Annotated in this window: 19 protein-coding genes; 6 read left to right on the top strand and 13 right to left on the bottom strand. The window is 47.6% G+C overall.

The features are described from left to right. The first annotated feature begins 18 nt into the window (after positions 1-18). The 3 genes from ACTQ53_RS11010 to ACTQ53_RS11020 all read left to right on the top strand — a co-directional run bounded on the left by ACTQ53_RS11010 (position 19) and on the right by ACTQ53_RS11020 (position 6,002). Entirely contained in the window at positions 19-1,578 is a 1,560-nt protein-coding gene (locus ACTQ53_RS11010) for a glycoside hydrolase (RefSeq protein WP_441933059.1), read from the top strand. 119 nt (positions 1,579-1,697) lie between these two features. Further along, positions 1,698-4,064 carry a beta-galactosidase gene (locus ACTQ53_RS11015; protein ID WP_441933050.1) on the top strand — a complete coding sequence of 789 codons (2,367 nt, stop codon included), beginning with the start codon at positions 1,698-1,700 and terminating at the stop codon, positions 4,062-4,064. 273 nt (positions 4,065-4,337) lie between these two features. Continuing rightward, positions 4,338-6,002, top strand: a complete 1,665-nt coding sequence (locus ACTQ53_RS11020; protein WP_294967952.1) for a formate--tetrahydrofolate ligase — start codon at positions 4,338-4,340, stop codon at positions 6,000-6,002. A 125-nt stretch (positions 6,003-6,127) separates the two neighbouring features. Here ACTQ53_RS11020 and ACTQ53_RS11025 read toward each other — a convergent pair whose 3' ends face one another. Further along, positions 6,128-6,733, bottom strand: coding sequence for an epoxyqueuosine reductase QueH (locus tag ACTQ53_RS11025; protein ID WP_441933051.1), 606 nt, complete (start codon positions 6,731-6,733; stop codon positions 6,128-6,130). 281 nt (positions 6,734-7,014) lie between these two features. After that, on the bottom strand, positions 7,015-8,100 hold the full coding sequence (locus ACTQ53_RS11030) for a metallophosphoesterase (RefSeq protein ID WP_295346843.1): 1,086 nt from the start codon (positions 8,098-8,100) through the stop codon (positions 7,015-7,017). 202 nt (positions 8,101-8,302) lie between these two features. Between ACTQ53_RS11030 and ACTQ53_RS11035 the strand changes: the two genes are divergently transcribed. Continuing rightward, a complete protein-coding gene (locus ACTQ53_RS11035; protein ID WP_294967945.1) occupies positions 8,303-9,616 on the top strand; it encodes a serine hydrolase domain-containing protein in 1,314 nt (437 codons plus the stop codon). 318 nt (positions 9,617-9,934) lie between these two features. Here ACTQ53_RS11035 and ACTQ53_RS11040 read toward each other — a convergent pair whose 3' ends face one another. From ACTQ53_RS11040 to ACTQ53_RS11075, 8 genes are all read right to left on the bottom strand, one after another. Next, positions 9,935-13,192: a TonB-dependent receptor gene (locus ACTQ53_RS11040; protein WP_441933052.1), complete on the bottom strand. Its 3,258-nt coding sequence runs from the start codon at positions 13,190-13,192 to the stop codon at positions 9,935-9,937. Between the two features lie 267 nt (positions 13,193-13,459). Beyond that, entirely contained in the window at positions 13,460-16,786 is a 3,327-nt protein-coding gene (locus tag ACTQ53_RS11045) for a TonB-dependent receptor (protein ID WP_441933053.1), read from the bottom strand. 444 nt (positions 16,787-17,230) lie between these two features. After that, positions 17,231-18,430, bottom strand: coding sequence for an ABC transporter permease (locus tag ACTQ53_RS11050; protein ID WP_441933054.1), 1,200 nt, complete (start codon positions 18,428-18,430; stop codon positions 17,231-17,233). A gap of 36 nt (positions 18,431-18,466) precedes the next feature. Beyond that, positions 18,467-19,111 carry an ATP-binding cassette domain-containing protein gene (locus ACTQ53_RS11055; RefSeq protein WP_217761184.1) on the bottom strand — a complete coding sequence of 215 codons (645 nt, stop codon included), beginning with the start codon at positions 19,109-19,111 and terminating at the stop codon, positions 18,467-18,469. Between the two features lie 250 nt (positions 19,112-19,361). Then, positions 19,362-20,750 carry a DUF4836 family protein gene (locus ACTQ53_RS11060; RefSeq protein ID WP_441933055.1) on the bottom strand — a complete coding sequence of 463 codons (1,389 nt, stop codon included), beginning with the start codon at positions 20,748-20,750 and terminating at the stop codon, positions 19,362-19,364. A gap of 215 nt (positions 20,751-20,965) precedes the next feature. After that, positions 20,966-21,766, bottom strand: a complete 801-nt coding sequence (locus ACTQ53_RS11065; RefSeq protein WP_295346837.1) for a 16S rRNA (uracil(1498)-N(3))-methyltransferase — start codon at positions 21,764-21,766, stop codon at positions 20,966-20,968. Next, positions 21,766-22,323: a UvrB/UvrC motif-containing protein gene (locus ACTQ53_RS11070; RefSeq protein ID WP_294971498.1), complete on the bottom strand. Its 558-nt coding sequence runs from the start codon at positions 22,321-22,323 to the stop codon at positions 21,766-21,768. Before ACTQ53_RS11070 ends, ACTQ53_RS11065 begins: the two co-directional genes overlap by 1 nt. Beyond that, a complete protein-coding gene (locus ACTQ53_RS11075; RefSeq protein ID WP_441933056.1) occupies positions 22,324-23,622 on the bottom strand; it encodes an MFS transporter in 1,299 nt (432 codons plus the stop codon). A gap of 211 nt (positions 23,623-23,833) precedes the next feature. Between ACTQ53_RS11075 and ACTQ53_RS11080 the strand changes: the two genes are divergently transcribed. Beyond that, complete coding sequence (locus tag ACTQ53_RS11080; RefSeq protein ID WP_217760318.1) at positions 23,834-24,361, top strand: chromate transporter; 528 nt, start codon at positions 23,834-23,836, stop codon at positions 24,359-24,361. Between the two features lie 14 nt (positions 24,362-24,375). Beyond that, positions 24,376-24,948 carry a chromate transporter gene (locus ACTQ53_RS11085; RefSeq protein ID WP_153123311.1) on the top strand — a complete coding sequence of 191 codons (573 nt, stop codon included), beginning with the start codon at positions 24,376-24,378 and terminating at the stop codon, positions 24,946-24,948. A gap of 174 nt (positions 24,949-25,122) precedes the next feature. Here ACTQ53_RS11085 and ACTQ53_RS11090 read toward each other — a convergent pair whose 3' ends face one another. From ACTQ53_RS11090 to ACTQ53_RS11100, 3 genes are all read right to left on the bottom strand, one after another. Further along, positions 25,123-25,770 (bottom strand): DUF3256 family protein, encoded by a 648-nt coding sequence (locus ACTQ53_RS11090; protein WP_294971490.1) that lies wholly within the window; start codon positions 25,768-25,770, stop codon positions 25,123-25,125. Positions 25,771-25,881: 111 nt separating this feature from the next. After that, a complete protein-coding gene (locus ACTQ53_RS11095; RefSeq protein ID WP_441933057.1) occupies positions 25,882-26,109 on the bottom strand; it encodes a DUF6722 family protein in 228 nt (75 codons plus the stop codon). 128 nt (positions 26,110-26,237) lie between these two features. Continuing rightward, on the bottom strand, positions 26,238-26,465 hold the full coding sequence (locus tag ACTQ53_RS11100) for a hypothetical protein (protein ID WP_153123309.1): 228 nt from the start codon (positions 26,463-26,465) through the stop codon (positions 26,238-26,240). Positions 26,466-26,943: the final 478 nt, after the last annotated feature.

Consider the following 26,943-nt stretch of genomic DNA (forward strand, 5'->3'; position numbering starts at 1 on the left):
ATTATGGCACATAATTATATGAAATACGGTGCTTTATCTGCATTGCTCATCGCCAGCATCAACATGCAGGCAGCACAGGAAGGAACAACCCGTTATACCATCCTTACCCAAAGCCCGGAGCAGCACATCCAGCACTTCGGTGCCAGCGATGCATGGAGTATGCAGTTTCTCGGTCTATGGTCAGAGAAACAGCAGGAGCAGATTGCCGACTGGCTCTTCTCTACCGAGAATGATGCCTTGGGCAAGCCTAAAGGCATCGGCTTGTCTATCTGGCGATTCAATCTGGGAGCCGGAAGCGAGGAACAGGGAGAGGCTTCGCAGATTCAGCCGGGCACAAGAACCCAATGCTTTCTCAATGCTGACGGCACCTACGACTGGAGCAAACAGGCTGGACAGCGCAAGTTTCTCAAGCTCGCCAAGCAGAGAGGTGTGCCTTATTTCCTCGCCTTCTGCAACTCAGCACCCGTGTTCTATACCAAGAACGGACTCGCAACCAACACAGGGCGCGGCGGCACCATCAATCTGAAGGATGATTGCTACGGCAAATTCGGAAAGTTCATCGCCACATCTCTCAAAGGCATCGAAGAGCACGATGGCATCCACTTCAACTACATCAGCCCTATCAACGAGCCGGATGGACATTGGAACTGGACAGGACCGAAGCAGGAAGGAACCCCAGCTACCAACCGTGAGTTTGCCAAGGTGGCAAAGGAGGTAAGCAAAGCATTGGTAAAAAACAAGCTCAACACCGAGATTCTCATCAATGAGTCGAGCGACTATCGCTGCCTGCTTGGCACCCACATGGCCGACTGGCAGCGAGGTTACGAAATCAACTCCTTCTTCACCAAGGACAGTACGCAGACCTATCTAGGCAAGACCAAGCAACTCCCCCCTCTCATCGGTGCTCACAGCTACTGGACCAATACCCCAATTCCATACATGAGAGAAATCAGAATGAAGATTAGGGAAGCATGTAAGCAGAAGAACATCAAGTTCTGGCAAACAGAACTCTGCATCATGGGCAACGACGAGGAGATTGGTGGCGGAACTCCTTACGACTTCTCGATGAAGACAGCCCTCTATGTGGCTCGTGTCATCCATCACGACCTGGTATATGCCAATGCCGAGAGCTGGAGCTGGTGGCGTTCTGCTGGCGGTGACTACCGCGATGGACTCATCCGCATCTACAGCAAGGATGGATGGAAGAGCGGCTGGGCAGTAGATTCCAAGTTGATGTGGGCACTCGGCAACTATTCCCGCTTTATCCGTCCTGGTGCCCAGCGCTTCGATATCGCTACAACTTCTGCCGACGGAAAGCAGATAGAGGAAGGCTACAACGACCCTTACGGTGTAATGTGTTCTGCCTATCAGAATGCAGATGGCAAATGGGTGATTGTGGCAATCAACTATTCTGAGGATGTGAAGCCTGTCAACTTCCAACTCGATAATCAGGAGCAGAAAAGCTGGCAGATGTATCGTACCAGCGACATCTCTGCCGAGAGTTTAGCGCCTGTTGGAAGTTGCGATGGAACCACTCAGTTGACTCCACGAAGCATTACGACTTTTATGCAAAAATGATTGAAATAGTCCCTTTTTAACGAAAAATCCCTTTTATTGAACGATTTTTATCCTTCATAAAGGAGATTTTCCGTTATCTTTGCAAATGTTTTATCAAGAATACTAAAAAAATAAGTATAATGACAGTAACAACTTCAATCAAGACATTAGCCTTTGCCTCGCTATTGGCACTGGCACCGGCTCAGATGATGGCTGCACAGAAAGGTGGCACCTTCACTACCGGCGACAAGACATTCCTTCTCAATGGCAAACCTTTCGTGGTTAAGGCTGCCGAGTTGCACTACCCTCGTATTCCTCGTGCCTACTGGGAGCATCGCATCAAGATGTGCAAGGCTCTTGGCATGAATACCGTCTGCCTCTATGTGTTCTGGAATATCCATGAGCAGGAGGAAGGCAAATTTGACTTCACAGGCAACAACGATGTGGCTGCTTTCTGCCGCCTCGCCCAGAAGAACGGCATGTATGTCATCGTTCGCCCGGGTCCATACGTTTGTGCTGAATGGGAAATGGGCGGTCTGCCTTGGTGGCTCCTCAAGAAGAAGGACATCCGGCTTCGTGAGCAGGACCCTTACTTCATGCAGCGTGTAGAAATATTCGAGAAGGAAGTAGGCAAGCAGCTGGCTCCACTCACTATCCAGAATGGTGGCCCTATCATCATGGTTCAGGTGGAGAATGAATATGGTTCTTACGGAAAGGACAAGCCATACGTAAGTGCTATCCGTGACATCGTTCGCAAGAGTGGCTTCGACAAGGTGAGCCTCTTCCAGTGCGACTGGTCATCCAACTTCCTGAACAATGGTCTCGATGACCTTACCTGGACCATGAACTTCGGTACAGGTGCCAACATCGACCAGCAGTTTAAGCGTCTCGGCGAGGTTCGTCCTAACGCCCCAAAGATGTGCTCTGAGTTCTGGAGCGGCTGGTTCGACAAGTGGGGAGCACGCCACGAAACCCGTCCTGCCAAGGATATGGTAGAAGGAATGGACGAGATGCTGAGCAAAGGCATCAGCTTCTCTCTCTATATGACCCACGGCGGAACCAGCTTCGGCCATTGGGCAGGTGCCAACTCTCCAGGTTTCCAGCCAGACGTAACCAGCTACGATTACGATGCCCCTATCAACGAATGGGGATTGGCTACTCCTAAGTTCTACGAACTGCAGAAGATGATGGCGAAATACAACGACGGCAAGAAGTTGCCAGCCGTGCCTAAGGCTCCGATGCAGATCATCAAGGTGCCAGAATTCAAGTTTACCGAATACAAGCCATTGAGCTATGGTATCGGAAAGGCGAAGGAAACCCATGCTCCTCAATGCTTCGAGGATATGGACATGGGATGGGGCACCATGGTTTACGAGACTACCGTTCCAGCCATCGAAAGTACATCAACCCTGACCGGCGAGTTCCACGACTTTGCCCAGGTATATGTGAACGGAAAATATGTTGGCAAGATAGACCGTGTAAAGAACGAGAAATCACTCGAATTGCCAGCCATGCCACAGGGTGCTCAGCTCACCATCGTGGTAGAAGGTATGGGAAGAATCAACTTCGGTCGTGCCATCAAAGACTACAAGGGTATCATCGGCAACGTAACCCTCACTACTCAGAAGGAGGATTGCGAACTTGCCCTCACCCCTACCCGATGGAACAACAGCACCATCGCTGATGATTACCAGACGGCAGTGAAGGCACTCGCCATGCCAACCAACAAGATGCGCGGTCTCCAGACCAAGGCGGGTTACTATCGCGGCTACTTCAACCTGAAGAAGGTGGGCGACACCTTTATTAATATGGAGGCATTCGGCAAGGGTCAGGTTTACGTAAACGGTCATGCCCTCGGCCGCTTCTGGCAGATTGGTCCTCAGCAGACCCTCTATCTCCCAGGCTGCTGGTTGAAGAAGGGAAAGAACGAGGTGATTGTTCTCGATGTAGTAGGTCCTAAGGGTGAAGCAGGCAAACCAGGTTCTACCGTGGCTCCTACCGCTTTCTGCCAGAATCATCCGGAGCTAGACAAGCTGAATCTCGAAAAGAGCAACAAGCACAACGAGCCTGGTCATCGCATGGATCTCAATTCAGAGACTCCTGTATTGAAGGGCGAGTTCAAGGCTGGTAACGGCTGGCAGACCATCAAGCTCGACAAGCCTGTAACCGGTCGCTACTTCGCCATCCAGGCAGAAAGCAGCCAGAGCGGCGACAGCCAGATTGCCATCGCCGAGTTTTATCTCCAGGATGCCAGCGGCAACCGCATTGACCGCAACAACTGGGTGGCTTACTACGCAGACAGCGAGAAGGGTAACTCAACTCTCGACAAGATGTTCGACCTCCAGGAGAGCACCTATTGGCAGACCGAGAAGGGCGCCAACTTCCCACATCTGGGAATCGTGGATATGGGTAAGGAGGTTACCATTTCAGCTTTCGAGTACTTGCCACGTGCCGAGCAGGGTGCACCGGGCAGCGTCAAGGGCTTTAAGCTCTACGTTAGAAAATAAAAAGATAAGTTCATAGGTTTGGTCAGCCACAGGCTGACTGTGGAAAATTAACACATATAGTTTAAAATGTAGTATTTCTATTGGAGAATAGAAAGTTAGTTAGATTGCAAAAAAGAGGTAGATGTGAATCTGCCTCTTTTTTCGTTTATATTAAAACTCCTTTTTTAGTATATAATAAACTCCTTCTCCCCCACTTTTTGTTTTTTTATACATTGATTTGCCATTATGTGAATACTTTTGCGTACCTTTGCAGCAAAATACAAATACATTTTTATGTTGACAGATATTGAAATAGCTAAATCAGTAAAATTGCGCCCTATCAATGAAGTGGCAGCAGAACTTGGAATCCATGAAGACCAAGTAGAAAACTACGGCCGTTACATCGCTAAGATTACTACGGACAAAATTGACAGAAACAAGTTTAAGAACCATCATCTTATCCTCGTTACCGCTATCAGTCCTACCAAGGCTGGTAATGGAAAGACCACCGTATCCGTGGGTCTCGCCCTCGGTATGCAGAAGATTGGCAAGAAGGCAGTTGTTGCATTGCGCGAGCCTTCTCTCGGTCCTTGCTTCGGCATGAAGGGTGGTGCTGCCGGTGGCGGTTATGCACAGGTATTGCCTATGGATAAGATCAACCTCCATTTCACTGGCGACTTCCATGCCATCACAGAGGCCAACAACATGATTGCTGCCCTCCTGGACAACTACCGTTTCCAGCACGAGGCAGAGGGATTCAAGCTCAAGAAGATTCTCTGGCGCCGAGTAATGGACGTCAACGACCGTGGTCTCCGTCGCATCATCACCGGTATCGGCGATAAGAACGGCATCGAGACAGAGGCAGGATTCGATATCACTCCAGCTTCAGAAATCATGGCTATTATGTGTTTCGCAACAAGTGTAGACGATCTCCGTCGTCGCATCGACAATATTCTCCTCGGCATCACTGAGGATGACAAACCATTCACCGTCAAGGATATGGGTGTAGGTGGCAGTATTGTTGCCCTCCTCCTCGATGCCCTGAAGCCAAACCTGGTTCAGACCACAGAGGGAACTCCTGCTTTCGTTCACTGCGGTCCTTTCGCCAACATCGCTCATGGCTGTAACTCTGTGATGGCTACAGCAGCAGCTCTCGAGTATGGCGACTATGCCATCACTGAGGCAGGATTCGGTGCAGATCTCGGCGCAGAGAAGTTCTACAACATCAAGTGCCGCAAGACTGGTTTGCAGCCAGACCTTACCGTTCTTGTTGTTACTCTCCAGGCATTGAAGATGCACGGTGGCGTAGCTCTGGAAGATATCAAGCAGCCTAACGTTGCAGGAATGGAAGCTGGTTACTGGAACCTCGACAAGCACGTGAAGAACCTTCAGAGCTTTGGTCAGACCGTTGTCATCGCCTTCAACAAGTTTGCTACTGATACCGACGAGGAGATTGAGGTATTGCGCAAGCACTGTGAGGAGATGGGTTGCGGATTCGCTGTCAACAGTGCCTTCGCCGAAGGTGGCAAGGGTGCGATGGAATTGGCAGAACTCGTAGTAAAGACCATCGATGAGCGTCCATCTGCTCCTCTCTATTTCACTTATGCTGACGAAGATTCTGTAGAAGAGAAGATTGAGAAGGTTGCGTTCAATCTCTATGGTGCCGGCAGCGTAACCATGAGCGATTCTGCAAAGGCTATGATTGACGAGATCAAGAAGTTGGGTGCAGAGAAGTTCCCTATCTGTATTGCCAAGACCCAATACAGCTTCTCTACCGATGCTAAGGCTTACGGTCCAACAGAAGGCTTCGAACTCCACGTTCGCGACATCACCCTGAACATGGGTGCTGAAATGATCGTAGTCATCGCTGGTCCTATCATGCGTATGCCAGGTTTGCCAAAGAGCCCACAGGCTGAGCGTATCGATGTGGTTAACGGTGAAATCACAGGCCTTTCTTAAATAGGCATCTAGCCTAGAATATAGAAAAGGCACGGACTACACTGATTACACGGATTTATCATGAATGTCATTAATCCGTGTAATCTGTGTAGTCCGTGCCTAAAATCCCTGCGCAGAAAAACACTTTATCTCATGCTGAATTCACAACCGCAATACAATTGGTTATAGAATTCATTGATTCTCAATAATTCTCCACGGCGATTCTGCAAACCGCCCTTTCTCCAATTCATATCCCACCACTCTACATCCGGACAACCTTCTACGGCAAGATGTCCGGCTGCATCTATCTGCTGGATATTCTTCCACCGGGAAGAAGCCAAGGTAGTAGTAAGCAGATGAAAGCCATGCTCCTGAGCATACCTAGCCGCATGCGTCAAACGATACCGGAAACACATCGAGCAACGGCTTCCCCTTTCAGGCTCCAGCTCCAACCCCTTGATGGTAGCCAACCATTCCTCATGATCATACTCATCCTCCACATACGGAACCCCCTGCGCTTCCAGGAAGCGCATCAGCTCGTGCTTGCGAATTTCAAACTCCTGTAAGGGATAAATGTTACTGTTGCTGAAATATACCGTCGGCTTCATGCCGTTGCGAAGCATACACTCTACAATCGCTGACGAACAAGGCGCACAGCAGGCATGCAGCAACACATCATGACCTTCAGCCTTGCTACCATCAGGAAGCGATAACTTCACGAATTTATATTGTTCTTCTACTGGAATCTTCATTTTACTTGGAACTTTTTACTTTGAACTTGAAACTTGGAACTTTATGATTAGTTTTCCTTTCTTCCATTTCACTGGAAATAAAGAGAGGAGAAAAGGGATATTTGGGGAGGCATAAAAAAACAAATGGAGTACAGTCGTCTCGACACCCCCCATTTGCCCAAATATATGCGAAAACTAGTGCAAAGATACAATTTTTGTTCGTATCAGCAAAAATTTCAGCAGATATTTATTTAAAACCTAATGTTTTAAGAGAGTATTTAAAAATAATTAACAACATGAGGTCATTTTAAAGTTCTTTTTAACGTTATTACAGTCATTTCTGGCCATGCTCCCAATCGGAACGGGAAGGAGCCGCCAATACCCGATGAAACGTTCAGCATCTGACTGCCTTTGCGATAAACACCACCCCACTCCTTGAATGCCATGCGGGCTGGTGTCCACTTGCCTATCTGCAACTGTCCGGCATGTGTATGTCCTGCCAGTGTCAGCTGGACAGGTCTGTCCCATACCTCTCTGCGCCAGTGATGCGGATCATGGGTCAGCAGTATCTTGAACCCTTCCTTCTTCAGTCCCTTCATCGCCTTCGGCAACTTGCTGCGGTTACTGAAAGGAGGCTGCCCCGCATTCTCCACACCGATGATATCGATGGAAGCCATACCATGACTCACGGTGAAATGGTCGTTCATCAACTGATGCCACCCCAACTGGCATTGATAGTTATAGAGCAGCTTCCAGTTGTTTCTCAGTCCTGCTATCGTGTGATTGTTGCCATACTCGCAGTAATCATGGTTTCCCCATACCGAGAAGATGCCATCGTGGGCATGCAGCTGTTTCAGCGTTTCCAGATAAGGCTCCACCTCCCTGGCATCATTGTTCACCAGATCGCCCGTAAAGAGCATCATGTCCGGTTCCTCATTATTGGCTGCATCCACTACCTTCTGTACGAAGTCACTATCCTTCGGGAAAGAACCCAGATGAAAATCAGTGAAATGCAACAGACGGTAACCGTCAAAGTAAGGTGGAAGGTCGGGCGATTCATAGGTTACGTACCGTATCTCCAACCGCTTCCAGCCCTCAATGAATCCGAAGGCAAACCATCCCATCAGCGCCAGCGCCGGAAGGAGGGCAAAGAACCACGGCATCATGAAATCGAAGAGGATGAACACCACCTTAGGCATCACCGAAAACAGAATCGTAGTGAAGAGGATGCGGACGGAGAGCTTATGAAAGAAGCCCATCTGCAGCCCTACCTCTGCTAGCAGAAGCAGCAAGGAAGGCACCCACCATAGAATGGCTAGCGCCAAAGGCCACCCGCTCACTCCCAGATGCCAGAGCCAGATGTCGGGCAAGAGAGCAAGCCCTGCCATACCTATTATATATAAGAAGGATCTGAATATCCTTTTAATAATCTTTTTCATTTACCTGTTCAAGTATTTCTACGGTGCAAAGATACATAAAAATCTGCTTAACCGTTCATGTTTGTAGATGTTTAACTTTATTTTTTTTGCCGTTTCATCAGATTGCAGTATCTTTGCAAGCCGTAAACTGTAAAAAACATCATCAATAAATATGGCAAGAAGACTCAGAAAGAAAAGAATAGCTATCATATTGCTCACATTCACGGCCATCGTCGCATGGTCTACACATAGTTGCGTATCGCGCTGCACCTCATCTTCGGATAAGGAGAAGGCAAAGGATACGCTCCCCAAGGCGCATATCAACGATTCCATCAGCAATGCCCTCACCGAGGGAAAGGAATATCACAAGATGGATTCGCTCGTGGAGAGATACCTCAAGCGATGGGAAATCAACGGTGCACAGCTCGTCATCACCCGCAACGACTCCCTGCTCTATGCCCGCGGTTTCGGATGGGCAGACAAGGAGAGGGGCATCCGAATGGAACCGAACATGCTGATGCGCTTCGCCTCTGTATCAAAGCTTATCACTGCTGTAGGCATCATGAAACTGCAGGAGATGAAGAAGCTCAAGATGAACGAGAAGGTATTCGGACCGAAGGGAATCCTGAACGATACCACCTACAATAACAGTATCAAGGACCAGCGCTACTACAACATCACCGTAGAACAGCTGCTGCGCCATCAGGCAGGTTTCAACAACTATGCCGGCGACCCGGTATCCTCTACCCGCTACATCATGATGCAGAACCACCTCACCACGCCTCCAGACCATAAGACCCTGCTCAAGATTCTCCTGAAGCGCCATCTGGGTTATACGCCGGGCGAGGGCAAATGCTACAGCAATCTGGGCTACATGATTCTCTCGATGATTATCGAGAAGAAGAGCAGAATGAAGTACGAGAACTTCATGCAGAAGTACGTGCTCCAGCCTGCCGGATGCTACGACATGCATATTGCCGGCACCTACTACAAGGACCGCCGTCCTAACGAGACGAAGTATTACATGCACCAGGGCAGCATCCCGGTATATGAATACAACAACAGTGGCAGAATGGTAGAAAAGTGTTATGGCGATACCGACCTTCCACGTCTCTCTGGTGCCGGAGCATGGTGTGGTTCAGCAGCCGAACTGAGCCGTCTCATCGCCAGCATCGACGGTCTGCCTCATGTCAAGGACATTCTCAGCCAGAAGAGCATCCAGTTTATGACCACCGAGCAGCCCGACCATCAGTATTCCATCGGTTGGAACTACACCCCAAAGAGCAATCGTCCGTGGATTCGTACCGGTTCTCTTGCCGGCACCTCTGCCATAGTCCTGAAGTACCCCGATGGTCAATGCTGGATTCTCATCACCAACACCTCCACCTGGAAGGGTCACGGCTTCAGCAACGACACCATGGCATTCTTTGAGAAGCTCCGCAAGCAGTTCATGGCAGATATGCCGAAGAAGGATTTGTTCATATAGAGAAGGAAAAAAAAGTTGGTGCATAACAGTTGGGCAACGCATGCACATCAGCTGTTGTGCGAGCGCATATCAGCTGTTATGCAAGCGCACAACAGCTGTTGTGCGGCCGTAGATACTAAATAACTCAGAAATATATCCTGTCTTTTCCGACAATATATCTTTAATATACGAATAAAAGAGGGTGCATCATAAATTCATGATACACCCTCTTTTCGTTTTTTATCAACTATTATAAACTTGCCTTATATTAACGAAAAGCCCTAGTATCGCATTTGGCGACACTAGGGACTCTATGGAGTTTGAATAAAATGGCAGAGATTAGAAGGTGTACTTCAAACCTACCTGACCACGCCAGCGACTGTAGTAATCGCTATAGCTCTTGTAGGCATAGGCACCGGTGAACTGGTAAACACCACCACCCTGATAGTTGACAGGTGAGAAATAGGTACCGAAACCGTCACCGTAGGTATGACCCCAGTCCTTGTTCAGGAGGTTGCCTACATTGAGGATATCGAAGGTCAGCTCGATGGAATTGATCTGACCAGCCACCTTGAAGCTGAACTTCTGACCGAAGTGAACATCGAAATGATGCTCGAAAGCCAGATTGTCAGCATAACGCTCGTAGTATTCTCCACGATGCTTGCTGAGATAAGAATCGTCAGCAATCCACTTCTTCAGCATCTCGCGCTGCATTTCCTCGGTAAGCTTATCACCATGATTGTCGCCAAACATACGGTTAGTGAAGGTATTCTTGTTGTACTTGGTCTCCTCGAAACGCATCTTGTCAATCTGTGCATCGGTTGGGATGTAGAAGAGGTCATTACCCTTAGATCCGTCTTCGTTTACGTCTCCATAATAATAATAGGTATAAGGAGAACCGCTCTTACCCTGGTAGATGACACCGAGAGTGGTCTGCCACTGCTTCTGATGACCGTACTTGATGTGGTAGTAAGCAGAAGCCTGGATGCGATGAGGCACATTGTAGGCAGAGTTGCCCACCTCCAGATCGTTGCAGTCACGATGGGTATACTGGTAGGTCCAGCTACTCTTTGCTACAGAAGAACCACCGTTGGCAGCACTGCGTGAACGGGTCCAGGTATAGCTTGCCATCAGGTCGAGACCGAAGTTGAAATGCTTCTCAGCCTTGAGCGAGAGGTTTACGGTATAACCCTTGGATGTATTTCCGAGGGCATAGACACCGGCGATAGGAGTACCCTTCACCACACTCTGATAGAGCGGACGGTTGTCCCACTCATATCCGTACTTCTGTGAGAAGGTCTGACCACTCTGCTCCTGAGCGAGATTCTTATAGATGATATCGTTCAAAGTCTTGGAGTAGATAGCCTCAGCAGTCCAGTCGATACCCAAAGCCTCGAAGTCGAAACCGAGGTTGAGACGGAGGTTCTGAGCGAACTTGAAGTTCTTGTCGCATACAGCCACATCCTGGTTGCCTGCACTCGCCTTCATCTTGTCAGCATTGGCATTCTGCTTGGTTGGGTCAAGGATGAGTTCCAATCCCTTGGTAGAAGAGTTGTTGCTATCGTAAGAAGAAAGCTGCAGACCTGTACCCGAGTAGTTGTTGCTTACCCAAACGAATGGGATTCTACCGGTAAAGACACCCGCTCCACCACGGAGGATGAACTTACGGTCGTTGTTGATGTCCCAGCGGAAACCTACACGAGGCGAGAGCATTGGCGAGAAGCTAAGCTTATCGTTGGTCTTCAATCCCCACCCCATCTTCTCTGACAAGGCGTTGAACTCCGGATTCTCCACTGGAGTATCGAAGAATACAGGAATATCCAGACGCAGACCGTAGGTCAAGGTGAAGTTGTTGCTTGCATTCCACTTGTCCTGTGCATAGAAACCGAACTGACCAGATGAGAACTCTGAAGCCCAGTTAGGGTCGCCGGTAACATCGGTGTTAGCCTGACCATAACGGTACTGGTTCATGTAAGCCTTGTTAGGGTCCAGCTGTCCAGCCATGTAGTCATCGTAATAAGCCTTGAAGCTGTCGTATCCCTTGAAGGTATAGGAGCCGAACTTATCCGAGATGAACATATTCTTGAAATGGTAGAACTCGTTGTGGGTACCGAAGATGAAGGTATGGTTGCCACGAAGCCAAGTCAGGTTATCCTCTATGGTCCAGATGTCCTGATCCAGGTAGTTAGCCTGGGAGTTTCGCTCAGTACCGATATTGACAGTACCGCTACCAACGCCCGTGATGGAAATCATCGGTAGATGAGCCTTGATGTCACGGCTATCGCGCACTCTTACGAAGCTGACACGTGCCTCATTGCTCACACTTGGAGAGAATCGGCTCTGAAGCTCAGCGATGAAGGAGTTGGTATTGCTCTTGAACGGATAGCTGTAACCGTATGAGTTCAAGCTGCTGGCACTGCCGCCACCACTCAACTGCTCAGCCTTGACCAGGCTCCAGCGGATGGCAAACTTATTGAACTCGTTGATGTTCCAGTCGAGTTTCAATCCAGCCTTATCGCTCTTGGTGTAGATGTCCTGGTTACTGTAGTAATCGTTGAAGTTGACTCCCTGCTTTTCAGCTATCTTCTGGAGCATGGTCAGAATATCCTTTGCCTGCTCGGTATTCACCTTGGAATTGCCGGAGTCTACACCATAGAGATTAGGATATTCCTTGTTGGTGCGCTCATAGTTGGCGAAGAAGAAGAGCTTGTTCTTGATGATTGGTCCACCGAGGGTGACACCCATGTTATACTGGGTCTGCTTCTGATACTTTGGTGCATAACCCGTTCCATCAAGGTAAGGATACTTGGTACCGATGAGGTCCTGGTTGTAGCCATAGTAGTAAGCCGAACCGTGGAACTGGTTGGTACCGCTCTTGGTGATGGCGTTGATGGCACCTCCGGTGAATCCGCTCTGGCGCACATCGAAAGGAGCCACGGAAACCTGAATCTGCTCAATAGTCTCCATAGATACCGGCTGAGCACCAGCCTGACCGCCGTTGTTACCGCTGGATGCCAGACCGAAGACGTCATTGTTTGCCGCACCATCAATCATGAAGTTGTTGTAACGGTTGTTGACACCGGCGAACGACATGTTTCCGGAATTGGTAACAGTGAGCTGTGGGTTCAATCGAGCCACGTCAGCAATACCGTGAGTAATGCTAGGCATGTTGTTGATCTGCTCAGCAGTCATACTGGTAGCAGCACCTGTACGGGAAGCAGCAAGACCCGCCTTACCGGAAACCACCACTTCCTGGAGCTGGTGGGCATCCTCCTGGAGCGAGCATGAGATATTCTCTGTTTCACCGAGGCTCAGGTTGAGGTTTTTGATCACCTTGTCCTTGTAGCCGATATAGGAGATGTCTACCTTGTAAGGACCACCTGGTCGCATACCCTGGATGGTATATCGTCCATCGATATTAGTAACGGCACGATATACGGTACCGGAAGGTTGGTGAGTAGCAGTAACAGTAGCTCCGATGACGTTCTCGCCATCAGATGTAATCTTACCGCTGATTCCAGAGGTAGTAATCTGTGCCATGGCAGCGTTCACCGTCAGGATGAACAAAGCCAGAAGTAAATGCAATCTTTTCAGCATATTTCTTTAGATTATTTCGTTAATAATTTAGGTTTCACCCCGCCAACAGGCAAGTTTTTCACCCATTTTATACAATATGGTGCAAATATAACTAAAATATTTGAAATAACAAGAAATTAGCGTGAGAAAAACGTGTTACAAATAAAAAATATCAGTAAGTATGGAGAAAAGGGACAAAAAGAAAGCGCCCTGAAAGAGCAAAAGCATTCTATATACAATGCTTTCCCTTTCAGGGCGCTTATTGATGATTCGTATTCGAAATCTCTATTAGTTGAAGATATAACGGATAGAGAACTGGATAGAATAGGTAGAGTTGAAGCTTGTCAAGTTAGTGTATGTCTTTGACAATACATCCTTACCGTTCTTCTGGAACTGGAATGAACCAGCAGCACCATCCTTACCAGCAGTATACTTCAACAACTTGGTGTTGTTAACAGTCTTGTAGAGACCCCAGCTGTTGTTCAGCAGGTTAGCGAGGTTCTTGATGTCAACACCAAACTGGAGAGTGTTCTTCTGACCAGCTACGTTGAGGTAGAAGTTCTGGTTGAACTTGAAGTCCAACTGATGATGCCAAGGCATTACAGCACCACCACGCTCAGCATACTCACCCTTGTGATTCTTCAGATAATCATCCTGGTTGATGTAAGCCCAGAAGTCATCCTTCTGCTGCTCAGCAGTATATTTACCATTGTCCTTGAAGTTCCACTTATCCAAAGCCTCGCGAGAAGCTGGGATGTAAACCAAACCGTTAGAACCGTAGTCGTTAACTACATTGCCAGTCAACTGGTAAGTGTAACGTGTGCAGCTGTAACCATCAGCATAACCCATGTTCATACCCTCGTAAATCAAACCGACCTCAGAACCGAAGTTCTTGCCGTAGTCCTTCTTGTAAGAAGCAGAGATGAGCAAGCGGTTAGGAGCCACGTAGGTACCATAACCCAACTCCATATCGTTGTTACCGTTTACAGAGTAACGGTTGTTGTAGTATGCAGAAGAAACCTGGTCGCCCACACCATCACCGTAAGACTTAGCCTTAGAGTAGGTGTAAGAAGCAGAGAGGTTCAAACCGAATGCAAACTTCTTAGCCAAAGATGCAGTGATTGAGTAGTAGTATGCCTTATGACCAGCATTTGTGATCATGTAAGGGTTGATGGAAGAGTTGCGTGAATACCACTTACGCTTGTCACCAGGAGCCAGCTCTGTGTATGACTTACCATCCCAGTAGCGGTCGAGGTTGATGACAGTAGCAGGATTGAACTCACGGCTATAGATACCCTCCAAAGAGAAGTCGATATCGTATGGCAACTTGGCATCCAAAGCCAGAGAAGTCTTCCATGTAGCGTTCATCTTCAAGTCCTTGTCGATGATGGTAGGAGTAGAAGGCGCAGCTGCATCCTCACGGTTCACAGCCAAGCCCTGCTGCTGCAATACCTTCAACTGATCCTCACGGCTCTGATAGAACTTATCCATCTTATAGGTAGCACCCTTGTCAGATGGAGTATTATAATAATAGGTGTACTGACCACAACCAGCGTTACCTACTGCAGATACGAGCCATACGAATGGCAGACGACCGATGAAGTAACCTGTACCACCACGGAGAACCAACTTGTGGTTGCCGAGGATATCCCAGTTGAAACCTACACGAGGAGAAACTGTCAATGGAGCATCAGGGAGCTGATCGGTAGAATACTGAGACTCAACGCCAGCATCGTTCTTCCACTTCATGGCAGCGAAAGCCTTGTTATAGTTGTTCTCCAACTCTGGGTAGATAGGCAACTCGAAACGCAAACCAGCTGTCAGGCGGAAACGGTCAGAGAAGTTAACCTGATCCTGAACGTAAGCAGAGAACTGGTTGTACTTCATGGTAGCCAGGAACTGGCCAGAACCGTCCATTGGGAAGGTAACGCCATAGCTTCTAGGAGCCTTGCCGTTCATGAAGTCGTCCATAGACTCGAATACATAGTAACCGGCAGAAGCTGCACCGAAGCCGTTGGTAGCCTTGTTGGTCTCAAACTGGAGACCAGCGGTGAAGTTCTGGATGCCCATAGACCATGTAGCCTCATCAGTAGCAACGAAAGTCTTCACCTGACGGAGGTTACCCTCAGTAAATGGATCAGGACCGAATCCCATATAGTAAGAACCATTCTTCAGGATATCCACTGTTGGGAACATACCACCCACATAAGTACGTGGCTCATCCTGATAAGAGTAAGTAGCACGGAGAACATTGTTTACACCACCCCACTTAGAGTTCCACTCAGCAGCGAAAGAAGTAAAGTTCTTCTCCTGATAGTAGCGTGCACTCTCGAAGTAGAGACCAGCGTTAGCTGTACGACCAGACTGAGACTTACCACCCGTAGCATCCTCACCACCAGGATAGATGACAGAATCCTTGAATGGAGTTGTAGAGCTTGATGGAGCTGAAGAATCCTTGTCGTGACTCTTAGAGAAACGGATGTTCAACTTGTTGTTCTCGTTGATGTTCCAGTCGATACGAGCCAGGAACTTGTATGATGGAGTATCAAGAGAATATCCCTGATAACGACCTGGGTTGTAACCATAGTTCTTGCTGAGGAAGCTGAGCATATTGTCCATGTCGCTCTGCAATGGGCGATGAACAGTACCTGATGATGGAGACCACTCATCAGAAGCATTTACACGAGCTGTACCAGAAGGACCAGCAGAGATATTGTTCTGATATTCACCATTGGCAAAGAAGAACAACTTATCCTTGATGATAGGACCACCGAAACTTGCACCCCATGTAGTAGAATGAGACTGGAGACGGTTCAACTCATAATCACTTACCTTGTTACCACGCAAGTGAGAGTTGGTAGTGTACATATAAGCTGTACCCTTGAATTGATTGGTACCGCTCTTGGTTACGGCGCTGATAGCACCACCTGTAAATCCACTCAAACGAACATCGTATGGAGATGAAGATACAGAAATCTGATCCAAAGCATCAAGAGAGATTGGAGATCCGTTGCCAGGGAGGTTACCACCAATACCGAAGGCGTTGTTGAAAGCAGCACCATCGACAGTAACGTAAGACTGACGGTAGTTACCACCACCAACAGAGAATCCGCTACCTACGTTAGCACCCTGAGGAGTCAACTTCAAGAGGTCGTTCATGCTACGTGATACGGTAGGAACAGCCTCAATCTGGTCGGCATTGATACTTGTTGTAGCACCAGCGCGGTCAGTACGCATATTGTTGTTGCGATCAGCAGTAACAACAACATCCTGCAACATCTCTGCGTTTTCAGAGAGACTTTCGTTCAGAATGGTGTTCTGACCGAGAGAGAGATTAAAATTCTTAACTTCCTTAGTCTTGTAACCTACATAAGAAACTTCCAAGACATAAGGACCACCTGGGCGCATACCCTGAATAGAATAACGACCATCAATGTTGGTCACTGCGCGATAGACTGTACCAGAAGGTTGGTGAACAGCCTTGATTGTTGCACCAATGATGTCCTCACCATTGGCAGTCACTTTACCACTAATGCCAGATGTAGTAATCTGCGCCATAGCGGTTGAAACCATAAAGGCCAGCAAAGCCACTAATAAATGCAATCTTTTCTGCATACCTTTTTTTATAAAATTAATTAATAATACGGGGGAATAGCCCCCAAATATCTATTACGGGTGCAAAATTAAACAAAAAATTCGATATAAGTGTTACATCTGCATGAAAAATTGTGTTTTATAACATAAAAAAAATCTGCGTTAAGGAAATAACGCAGATTTTCTTTAAATTATTATTTATAACGGGGGTTTGGTTATAATTTTTCGAGGGGCTCGAGGCGGAGGGCTGCCTCGGGGGACTGACCTTCTATACCAGGCGATGGAATCGCCTGGAACGGGGGCTAGGCTCCCTGAGAGGGGACCTAAAGAGAACCTGAAACGGACCTGAGGAGGACCTGAAACGGACCTGAGGAGGACCTGAAACGGACCTGAGGGGGACCTGAAACGGACCTGAAGAGGGCCTGAAGAGGAGCTGAAACGGACCTGAGGAGGGGCGAGCTGCCCCTACTCCTTTCTCTGCCAAATGGTCATTACCTTGCGACGGATGGCGAGGATGTTCAGGATAGAGACTATCAGGAACAAAAGCATGCCTAAGCAGATGGATGGGAGCATGGTGCCCTCTTCGATGTCAGGGAAGATTGCCTCGATGAACTCCATGTAGTAGCCACGGACGAAGAAGAGGATGACCCAGGCAATGATGAGCACCACCAGGTTGAGCGAAATGGTGAGCACCTGATATGGCTTCGCCACATTGGCAGGACTATAGCCTATCAGAAGCAGGTTCTCCAACTTGGATGAGTTCTTCTGTACCAGCAGATAGATGCTGAGCATCAGAATGTAGAAACTCAGGATGGAGATGACCAGTCCGATAATCATTACCATGGATACCATCATACGAAGGAAATAGGTGGTCTTCTCGGCATCAAGCTTGTCGGTTTCCACCTCATATCCGTTATCATCCAGGTATTTGGTGATGTTCTCGTCTCCCGGATTGCCTACCTCTACGATGAGGCGGTTAGGATCGCTCTTCTGGTTTGGAGCAAACTCCTGGTTACTCCAGTCCATAAATGCCTGTGGCACGAGGATGGTGTTGAGACGGGAAGAGAATCCGATGACCTTACCCTTGAACAGCTCCTTCTTGCCGGCTGCCTGAATCTGGATATTGAAATCAATCATTCCCATCAGTCCATCGCTGATTTTCGGGAGCGAATGACTCTGGGCGAATCCGAAGTTATACATATTAATATAGGTACGCGGGAGGATGATTGGCACTTCCTTGGCTCCTGGCGTATACTTCCAGTCCTTGAGCGGCACATCGACGAAGCCGTCGGGCACGCTCTCAAAGAAGAGTTCGCTGTTCAGTACATTCACGCCGTTGACGCCCATCTGGGCATCTACCTTATATTCCGTAGAGGTGATTTTTCCCACCTTCTTCACGAACTTTTGGTCTCTGACATCATCTATCTCAGCACCCGTGAAGGTATTGGAGCGGCCGCTGATGGTATTTCCCATACCTATCTTCTTGCTCATGATGAGATAGTCGGCTTTCATGAAACTGTCTTCCTGTGTGAAGACAGGCAGCACGTCCTTATAAAACTGGAAGCCGAAAAGGACGATGAGCATACCGAAGAGATTGGCAAAGGCGAAACCTGCAAACTGCGGTATACTGATATGCTGCCGAAGTAATTTCCAAACTAAATTCATTTTTGAATTGTTGAATGTTAAGTGTCGAATGATAAATTACAACTTAAATGTATGCTCGTAAGGCAAGTCCATGTGCTTACCTATACTGGTAACGATGACACCAGCCCCCTGCTCCTTGGCTTCCGCCATCATGATTTCCGCCATGATACGGGAGTTGTTGTCGTCGAGGTGACTGATAGGTTCATCGGCAAGGATGAAGTCGAAAGGCTGGCATAGAGCTCGCATCATCGCCACACGCTGCTGCTGTCCGAACGACATTCTTCCAATCTTTGCGTCCACCTTGTCGGCGATACCGAGCATATCAAACCATTTCAAGATCTGTTCACGGCTCTTGAATCCGGTAATCTTGTTCTTGATTTCTACATTCTCCAGAGCGGTAAGCTCCGGGAAGAGACGAAGTTCCTGAAAGAGGTGGCTGATATGACGCTTTCTCATTTCCACCCAATCCTTAACCTTATAATTAGCGGTAACATCCTTGTCGAACATCACGCTTCCGCTGTAGTCGTGACGATAGCCGAGCACATAGCTGCAGAAAGTACTCTTTCCGCTGCCACTCTCTGCCTCGATAAGATAAAGATGCCCTTTCTCGAAGGTGACATCCTGCTTCCATATCTCCGAATCCAGGTCATTGCGCTGGGCGAAGACCTGTGGGAGAACGGAATGAAGCTGAATCTTTTCCACGTTATATTATTTAATGTATAATTATTAATGTTTAATTGCAGGAACAACCTTACATTTAAAGCCTTTTTGCCCTTTTAGCTTGAAATTAGGACTGGGGGGACCTAGCGATGGAATCGCTAGGAACGGGGGCGCAAGGGGGCAAGGGGGCAAGAGGGCAAGAGGGAGGGCAAGGTTCTTTTTAGCTTTTTGCCCTTTTAGCTTTTACTCTTTTTACCCTTTTTGCTTTTACTCTTTTTACCCTTTTTGCCTTTTACTTCAAGGTATAGACCACGGAAGTAAGGTTGCCGAATACTGGAGACAGCAGACCGGTTACAGTAGAGATGGCATCGTCCTTGCCCGAACCGTTGCCGTCGGAACTCTTGGCGAGATTGATGACCATCGCCAGCTTCTGACCCACGATGAGCTTCTGAATCTTGGCATCTATCGGATGATTGCTTGGCTTCACGGCATACTGGGCAGTGAGTTCATCGCTTCCGCTGAAGAACTGCTTGTCATCGGTTACGCCGAAATAGAAAGAAGTCTTGCCGTCGGTATAGAAGTAAGCATTCTTAGCCCAGTTGGCAATTTTGGCACCCGGAGGACATGATTTCTTCCAGTAATCCACATCGCCCAACCACTTGCTATGAGCCAGTTTAGCCGCCATCATGATCTTGAGGTCGGCATCTCCCAAGGTTGGCATCACGATGGCCATATCTCCATCCACACTACGGATGATATTATCCATATCCACCGCCTGATTAATACCCATGAGGAGGGTCTGCAGACTGCTGTTGCTCTGCATCATAGGCAGGAACTGCTCGCCCTTTACGTTCATGAAGATGCCAGCCAGAGCATCTCCCGGCATCGACTTGACGTAGGCGCCCTTGATAGGATGATAGGTTTGAGCCGCCTTCTTCAAGGCAGCGTCAATGGTTTTATTGAAAGAGAAAGTTTCTCCGTGAATCTGCAAGATACCGTCCTTGACGTTCATCTCGGCAGCAATCACCACCTGGGAAGGGTCGGTATCCTTAGGTGCACCAAGGGTGAACGGAGCGATGAACTTTTCCGGCAAAGCCTGAGCCTGAGCCACCATCGCCATTGGAGACGTGATGGTCTGCAAGCGCTCGAACAAAGGAGAAACGGTGATGCCCTCCTCCTCTTCAGCCTTGAGATATCTTACCATCTGCTGCTGGAGCTGAGCCTGTGCATCAGCCACTACCGGTCCCATGACGAGAAGCGCCTGGTCAGAAAAGCCCACGAGCCATGAGTCCTTCAAGACAGCGAAATGGAAGCCCTTGCGTTCCTTTACTTCGGATGCGATATGCTGCTTGGCAAGCGAAGCGAGCCAGTCTTCCACATCGCTCTCGCTGCTGACCTTGGCACAGAGACCGAGGTTTCCGTCAGCACTCTCGAAGAGATACATTTTTTCTGTAATGTCGATACCGCACTTGTCTACATCCTCTACATGAAGGAGTGATTTGAGCATGCCCGCCTTGTCTTCCGCATGAATATCGGAAGCCATCTGCTGCATATCCACCGAAATAAGTGCAGTACTTTTCTTAGGAATGGCATTGAGATAGTCGCTGCCAGAACATGATGCGAGCATCCCGACAAGGCATGCCAAGCACATCATAACCAAATTCTTATACAATCTTTTCATCTCATTTAGATAAATATTTTAAAGCTTTTGCCCTTACAGGGCGCATTGCTGTTGCTTAATTAAACCCAGGGCGTTGCCCTGGGCTAGGAGCTTCTGCCCTTTACCTTTCCCTTCGGCCGGTGACCGTTGGTTCAGGGCGTATTGGATCAAACTGGCTTCTGTCCTTTACCTTGGATTGATGACCATTGGTTCAAGGGCGTATTGGATCAAACTGGCTATAATCTCCTTGCGATATGCGCCATGTGAACCGCTACAAGGCCGGCGGTTTCGGTACGGAGGCGGCTGGTGCCCAGGGATACGCTCTCGTAGCCGTTCTCCAGGGCAAGGCGAACCTCATCGATGGAGAAATCGCCCTCCGGACCTACCAATACTGTAATATCAGCTGCATCTGCAGTTGGAGATTCAGAAGCAGCAGTGGCTACATCTGCATTTGAAGATTCAGTAGCAGCAGGAGCATGAGCTTCATTCAGAATACCAGAAATCTCGGTAAAGAAGTCTTTCTTCTCTACCTCTTCGTAGCAATGACAGATAAACTTTCTGCCGGGACGAGGGGTCTGGATAAACTCCTTGAAGCTGACCAGCTCGTTCACCGCCGGTTTCCACGCCTTATGACTCTGCTTGACGGCAGAAATCACAATCTTGTCAATTCTTGGCGTCTTCACCACCTTGCGTTCAGAAAACTGGCAGTTGAGGAACGAGAGTTCATCAAAACCGATTTCCGTGGCTTTCTCAGCCATCCATTCGATACGCTCCATCATCTTGGTTGGCGCAATCGCCAGATGGATATGTCCCTTCCAGGCACGCTGCTGCGGCATCTCTTCCTTGATTTCATAGAGACATCGCTTGCTGGATGCAGCAGTAACCTCAGCACGGAAAAAGGAGCCTTCTCCATCCATGAGGAATATCTCGTCCCCACCCTTCAGTCGCAGAACGCGCAGGGCATGGGTAGCTTCCTCAGCAGGCAGTTCCACCTGATTAGCCGCATCCGGCACATAGAAATATCTAACTTCCTTCATTATTTGTTCGCATTTTTCGCCTTTTCCTCACGGCGCTTGATTTCATCACGGATATAAGAAGCATCTTCATACTTCTCATCTTCTACAGCTCTCTGCAAAGCCAGTTCCAGCAGCCGGTCTGGCAGGGTAAGGATAGGAATAGCCACACGCTGCATTCCTCCCTCGTAAGGAGTAGAGAAGTTCTTGATTACCTCTTCAGATGTCAGAATTTCATACCCATTCATCAAGGAAAGCAGGATGGCATCTTCTATCTGGAGCAGGTAAGAACGGTCGGTGTCAACATTCACCAGCTTCGTCTTCAGTCCCACTCCCTTAATGCCCAAGATCTCAATCTCATAACGAGCAGCGTCGTCTTCCTTGAGAATCTTCGCCAGCACGTCAACGGCACCTATTCTCTCTTCATCCTTGTGCTGCTCATAATCCTTGATTTTCATCGCCACCTCCGGAATGGTGAGAATGGTAAGCACGCGGGTTTCTTCCTCATTGGTGAGGGCAATGACCCCGGCATCAACCGACTCAGCTATTGCAAAAGATCCTTTATATACTAACTTTACCATTTATTTTGTCTCCTTCTTAGGTCTGAACAAGATGGCGAAGGCAACTCCGACCAAAAGAGCATAACCTGCGAAGATAAACCAGCAGGTCTGCCAATCGCCCATTAAATACCCATTTTCCCAATGACAGTAATGATTGATTACCTGTCCGGCAAGAATGGTACCGATAGATGCACCCAAACCATTCGTCATCAGCATAAACAATCCCTGTGCCGAAGCTCTGACCTTAGGTTCGCACTTCTGGTCTACGAACAGACCACCCGACACATTGAAGAAATCGAAAGCCACACCGTATACGAGGCATGAGAGAATGAAGAGGATAACGCCAGGGAACGCCGGATTGCCCATTCCGAAGAAGCCGAAACGGAACACCCATGCAAACATGGCGATGAGCATCACGATCTTGATGCCATAACGCTTGAGGAAGTATGGAATCAGGAGGATGCAGAGCGCCTCAGCAATCTGAGAGATGGATACCAGAAGCGTAGCATTATTGGCAGCAAAGGTTTCCAGCATGGCAGGATCGCCCTTGAAGCTGGTGATGAAAGGTGTAGCATAACCGTTGGTCACCTGCAGGCTCATACCGAGCAGACATGAGAAGATAAAGAACAGCGCCATCTCGCGGCTCTTGAAGAGCTTGAAGGCATCAAAGCCCCATGTCTCCACCCAACTGCGCGCCTGCTTCTTCACCAGCTGGCACTGTGGCAAGCCGAAGCAGTAGAGGAAGAGTACGATACTCAGGATTCCCGATACGAGGAACTGGAGATGGGTATACTGGAACTTGTTGGCATTCTCTGAGAAGAGGAACAGGAAGGTTCCGTTATCCCAGGTGGCACAGTTGACAATCCACATGGTGACGATGAAACCTACGGTTCCAAAAACACGGATAGGCGGGAAGTCCTTGATGGTATCCCTTCCATGGTTCTTCAGAATGGTGAAAGCTGCGGTATTGGAAAGCGCCAGCGTAGGCATATAGAACGCCACGCTGAAGGTATAGACAGCCATGAAGAGCGCCTCATCAGGAGTGGCACTCGCCTGTCCCATCAGGAAAAGTCCTATCATCGACAGACCTGCCAGCAGATGACAGTATCCCAGAAGGCGTTGTGGCTGGATATACTTATCCGCTACAATACCCATCAATGTAGGCATGAAGATGGAGACTATACCCTGAATGGTATAGAACCAGGAGATTTCTGCACCCATTCCGGCCTTTCCGAGATAGTTGCCCATAGATGTGAGATAGGCTCCCCAAACAGCGAACTCCAAGAAGTTCATTATTGATAATCGTACTTTCAGATTCATATTCTTTTTTCTAATTTCTATTGGTATTAAGATTCTACTTGAACTGCTCAGAAAACAACCGTTTTTGGAATTGTTTCCCGCAGTTTATAGTTTGCAAAGATACATATTTTATCGAAAAGAGCGTAATTTTTTGCAGATTATCCGCCGGAAAGCTAGTTTATTTAACAAATAATGTGTAATTTTGCAGTCAAAATCATAGAATCAATAGAAAATGTTATTAAAGTTTTTCCTTACGTGTAACAAGATTGGTGCCTTCACGCTGGGTGGAGGCTACGCCATGATTCCTATCATGGAGAGAGAATTCGTGGATAAGAACCGGTGGATGAACAAGGAGGAATTCATGGACATTATGGTGGTGGCTCAGGCTACTCCGGGTATCTTTGCCATTGATATGGCGAGTCATATCGGCTATAAGCTGAAGGGCGTATGGGGCGGCATCGTGGGTGCCATCGGTATTGCGCTGCCTTCCATCATCGCCATTCTCATCATCGCCATGTTCTTCCAGCAGTTCAAGGACAATTACTGGGTGGCGAAGTTCTTTGCGGGTGTTCGTCCGGCTGTGGTAGCGCTGATTGCAGCTCCCTGCTTCAAGATGGCTAAGACTGCCAGCATCAACCGCTACAACATCTGGATTCCCTTCGTCTGCTGTGCGCTGATTGCTGTTTTCGGCATCTCGCCTATCTATATCATCATTGCTGCCGGCGTGCTTGGCTGGCTTTATGGAAAGGTAAAAAGGTAAAAAATATAGAGATTATGTTGTTTCTGAAATTATTTCTTATATTTACCAAGATTGGTACATTTAATTTTGGTGGTGGATATGCGATGCTTTCGCTCATCCACAACGAGACGGTGGTGAAGAACCACTGGCTCTCTAATGCTGAGTTTACGGATATTGTGGCTATCAGCCAGTCTACTCCGGGTCCTATCGGTATCAACTGCGCCACCTACGTGGGTTATACCGCCTGTCTTCACGATGGTTACCCAGTCTGGGCAGCGTGGTTGGGTTCCGTACTGGCTTCGCTTTCCATCATGTGGCTTCCATTCATCATCATGATTCTCATCAGCCGTTATCTGATAACCCATAAGGATTCCAAGATTGTGAAGGATGTCTTTGCGGGGCTTCGTCCTGCCATCATCGGTCTGATAGCTGCAGCAGCGGTTCTGTTGATGAACAAGGAGAACTTCGGTTCACCTCATGACAATCCATTTGCTTTCGGAGTAAGTGTAGCGCTGTTCATCGGTGCTTTCTACTTTACAAAGGTAAAGAAGACCAACCCGATATTGCTGCTTTTCATCTGTGGCATCATCGGATTATTCATCTTCTAAAGCCTTGCGGTCCTTAAGGGCAAAAAGCCTTTCCTATAGGCACAAAAAAAATTGATTGTCTCACGACAACCAATCTTTTATTAACCTTAATAATCTAATACCATGAAAAACACGTTGCAAAATTACTAATTTTATTGCAACAACCGGTATAAGATATGGAAAAACTTTCTATTTTTAACTCTCCTTAAAAGATTTTCCGCTCCAATTAAATTTTCTTTGCAATTTAATTGCGTTTACGAGTTTCTTGTCTTCTGTAGAGAGAAGGGGTAAAGAAAGGCGGACCACCACTGCATTTTCATGCTGCAGCAGCAAGGCGCTCACCATTCTCGGTTCAATCATCGCCTTCAACTCCTCAAAGCGTGATTCGCTCATCGTATCCGGTTTCTGAACCAGACTACCTGCCAGTTCCCCGATGCTCTTGCCATCGAAAAGACGACTTGCATCCAGGGCTTTCCAATCCTGGGTGAAAAGATGCAGTGCGCTCTCCTTCTCCGGTCCGGCGAAGGTCTTGACAACGCAGAGCACAGAGTCGCCCTGCTCCATCGGCAATTTCTTCATCTGAAGAGTAGAAGCCGAACTCAAACGTATCTGCACGAAATCCTGGGCAAGCGTATCCATCACGCTCGCCTCCCCCAGCAGGTTCTTCACCTCTGCCTTCACGCCCATCTCCTGCAGCTCTGCAAATTCCAGTCGCAGGTTGCTGTTGAGAGCAGGCGTCATCGAATCCGGCATCGAAACCAGCAAGTCCTTCATCGACTTGGCTTCCATGCCCGAGCATGCCATCATCAGGCAAGCACATAATATATATTTTATCTTCTTCATCACTACAATTCCTTAGACCACTTCTTTCCCCAAGGGGTAAAGAGCCATGCAAGAAAGGCCAATGCTACTATTGAGCACACGGCGAAAGTTAAAGCCAATGTATGCATATATTTATCTTTTAGAAATTAACAAACCAATCACAAATAAAATGACAGTCAAAAACACACCCCAAAAAATCGCCCAATAAGAATCTACCTGATCGGTCTCAACGATACCAAACAGAGCAGCCATTCCACCTAATACCATAACGGTAAAAGTGGACTTACTCATATCAAAGAAATACTTCACAACGCTTTCTCTGACGAACTTAGCTTTTTCTTTTTCTTCTTTTGCTGCCATATTTCTCAAACTATAAAATTAGAGATTCTCTAAGAATTTCTTACCCCATTTTGTATGAAGCCAAAGTGCTATAGCACCAGCAACGACCGTAATAGTCGCATAAATCATTACCAATCCTTCCATACTAATTATTTTTTTAATATTCTAAAACCCACATATGCAAGAATAGCAGTGGAAGCTAATCCAAAAGAAAGCAATCCCCAAAGCATCCCATCATCATACTTTTCTTTCATAACCATAGACAAGATACATCCTGCAACATTGGTTGTGAAATTAGCCTTTGCTAAATCATAAAAGAACTTACCAAGAGTCTCTCGGCTCGTTTTTTCTTTTTCTCTATCTTCCCTTGCAGTCATATTTCTCTATTTTCCGACAAAATTACGGAAAATAAATGTAATCTGCAAATGATTTAATACTTTTCTTCTGATTTTTAACCTAAAAGAAACGAAAAAGGAGGAAAAAGTTCTATCAAAAGAAACGAAAAGGAGGAAAGTGCTTCCTTTTGAAACACTTCCCTCCAAATTATCTAATCTATTAATCGTACTTTCTTCTTCAGAAGAGATTTACTCCTCAACAGCAGCCTGTGCCGCAGCAATAAATCACGTAGAAAAGCCTCATTTCAGCGATTGCTCTAAACATAGTTTTAACAACTGAACTTTCGCATATCAGGAAGTTAAAGGAGTTAAGGAAGTTAAGGAGTGAGCCCACTTTAAAAAGTAAGGACTGTTTAAAATGTTTATATTTCACGAAAATAATCTCTGCTTTATGCTGTTATCTGGAATATTTTTCGTATCTTTACACCATCAATTAAAAGAATGACTATGTTTAAAAAGA

It is taken from the genome of Prevotella sp. Sow4_E9_plate (assembly GCF_052116205.1).
Classification (GTDB): Bacteria; Bacteroidota; Bacteroidia; order Bacteroidales; family Bacteroidaceae; genus Prevotella.

Excerpts from the sequence above, each read along its gene's own strand:
- ACTQ53_RS11010 (WP_441933059.1), top strand. The coding sequence starts at position 19 with ATGAAATACGGTGCTTTATCTGCATTGCTCATCGCCAGCATCAACATG.
- ACTQ53_RS11070 (WP_294971498.1), bottom strand. The coding sequence starts at position 22,323 with ATGGTAAAGTTAGTATATAAAGGATCTTTTGCAATAGCTGAGTCGGTT.
- ACTQ53_RS11035 (WP_294967945.1), top strand. The coding sequence starts at position 8,303 with ATGGCAAGAAGACTCAGAAAGAAAAGAATAGCTATCATATTGCTCACA.
- ACTQ53_RS11045 (WP_441933053.1), bottom strand. The coding sequence starts at position 16,786 with ATGCAGAAAAGATTGCATTTATTAGTGGCTTTGCTGGCCTTTATGGTT.
- ACTQ53_RS11085 (WP_153123311.1), top strand. The coding sequence starts at position 24,376 with ATGTTGTTTCTGAAATTATTTCTTATATTTACCAAGATTGGTACATTT.
- ACTQ53_RS11040 (WP_441933052.1), bottom strand. The coding sequence starts at position 13,192 with ATGCTGAAAAGATTGCATTTACTTCTGGCTTTGTTCATCCTGACGGTG.
- ACTQ53_RS11080 (WP_217760318.1), top strand. The coding sequence starts at position 23,834 with ATGTTATTAAAGTTTTTCCTTACGTGTAACAAGATTGGTGCCTTCACG.
- ACTQ53_RS11065 (WP_295346837.1), bottom strand. The coding sequence starts at position 21,766 with ATGAAGGAAGTTAGATATTTCTATGTGCCGGATGCGGCTAATCAGGTG.
- ACTQ53_RS11100 (WP_153123309.1), bottom strand. The coding sequence starts at position 26,465 with ATGACTGCAAGGGAAGATAGAGAAAAAGAAAAAACGAGCCGAGAGACT.
- ACTQ53_RS11095 (WP_441933057.1), bottom strand. The coding sequence starts at position 26,109 with ATGGCAGCAAAAGAAGAAAAAGAAAAAGCTAAGTTCGTCAGAGAAAGC.
- ACTQ53_RS11090 (WP_294971490.1), bottom strand. The coding sequence starts at position 25,770 with ATGAAGAAGATAAAATATATATTATGTGCTTGCCTGATGATGGCATGC.
- ACTQ53_RS11060 (WP_441933055.1), bottom strand. The coding sequence starts at position 20,750 with ATGAAAAGATTGTATAAGAATTTGGTTATGATGTGCTTGGCATGCCTT.
- ACTQ53_RS11030 (WP_295346843.1), bottom strand. The coding sequence starts at position 8,100 with ATGGCAGGGCTTGCTCTCTTGCCCGACATCTGGCTCTGGCATCTGGGA.
- ACTQ53_RS11025 (WP_441933051.1), bottom strand. The coding sequence starts at position 6,733 with ATGAAGATTCCAGTAGAAGAACAATATAAATTCGTGAAGTTATCGCTT.
- ACTQ53_RS11050 (WP_441933054.1), bottom strand. The coding sequence starts at position 18,430 with ATGAATTTAGTTTGGAAATTACTTCGGCAGCATATCAGTATACCGCAG.
- ACTQ53_RS11020 (WP_294967952.1), top strand. The coding sequence starts at position 4,338 with ATGTTGACAGATATTGAAATAGCTAAATCAGTAAAATTGCGCCCTATC.
- ACTQ53_RS11075 (WP_441933056.1), bottom strand. The coding sequence starts at position 23,622 with ATGAATCTGAAAGTACGATTATCAATAATGAACTTCTTGGAGTTCGCT.
- ACTQ53_RS11015 (WP_441933050.1), top strand. The coding sequence starts at position 1,698 with ATGACAGTAACAACTTCAATCAAGACATTAGCCTTTGCCTCGCTATTG.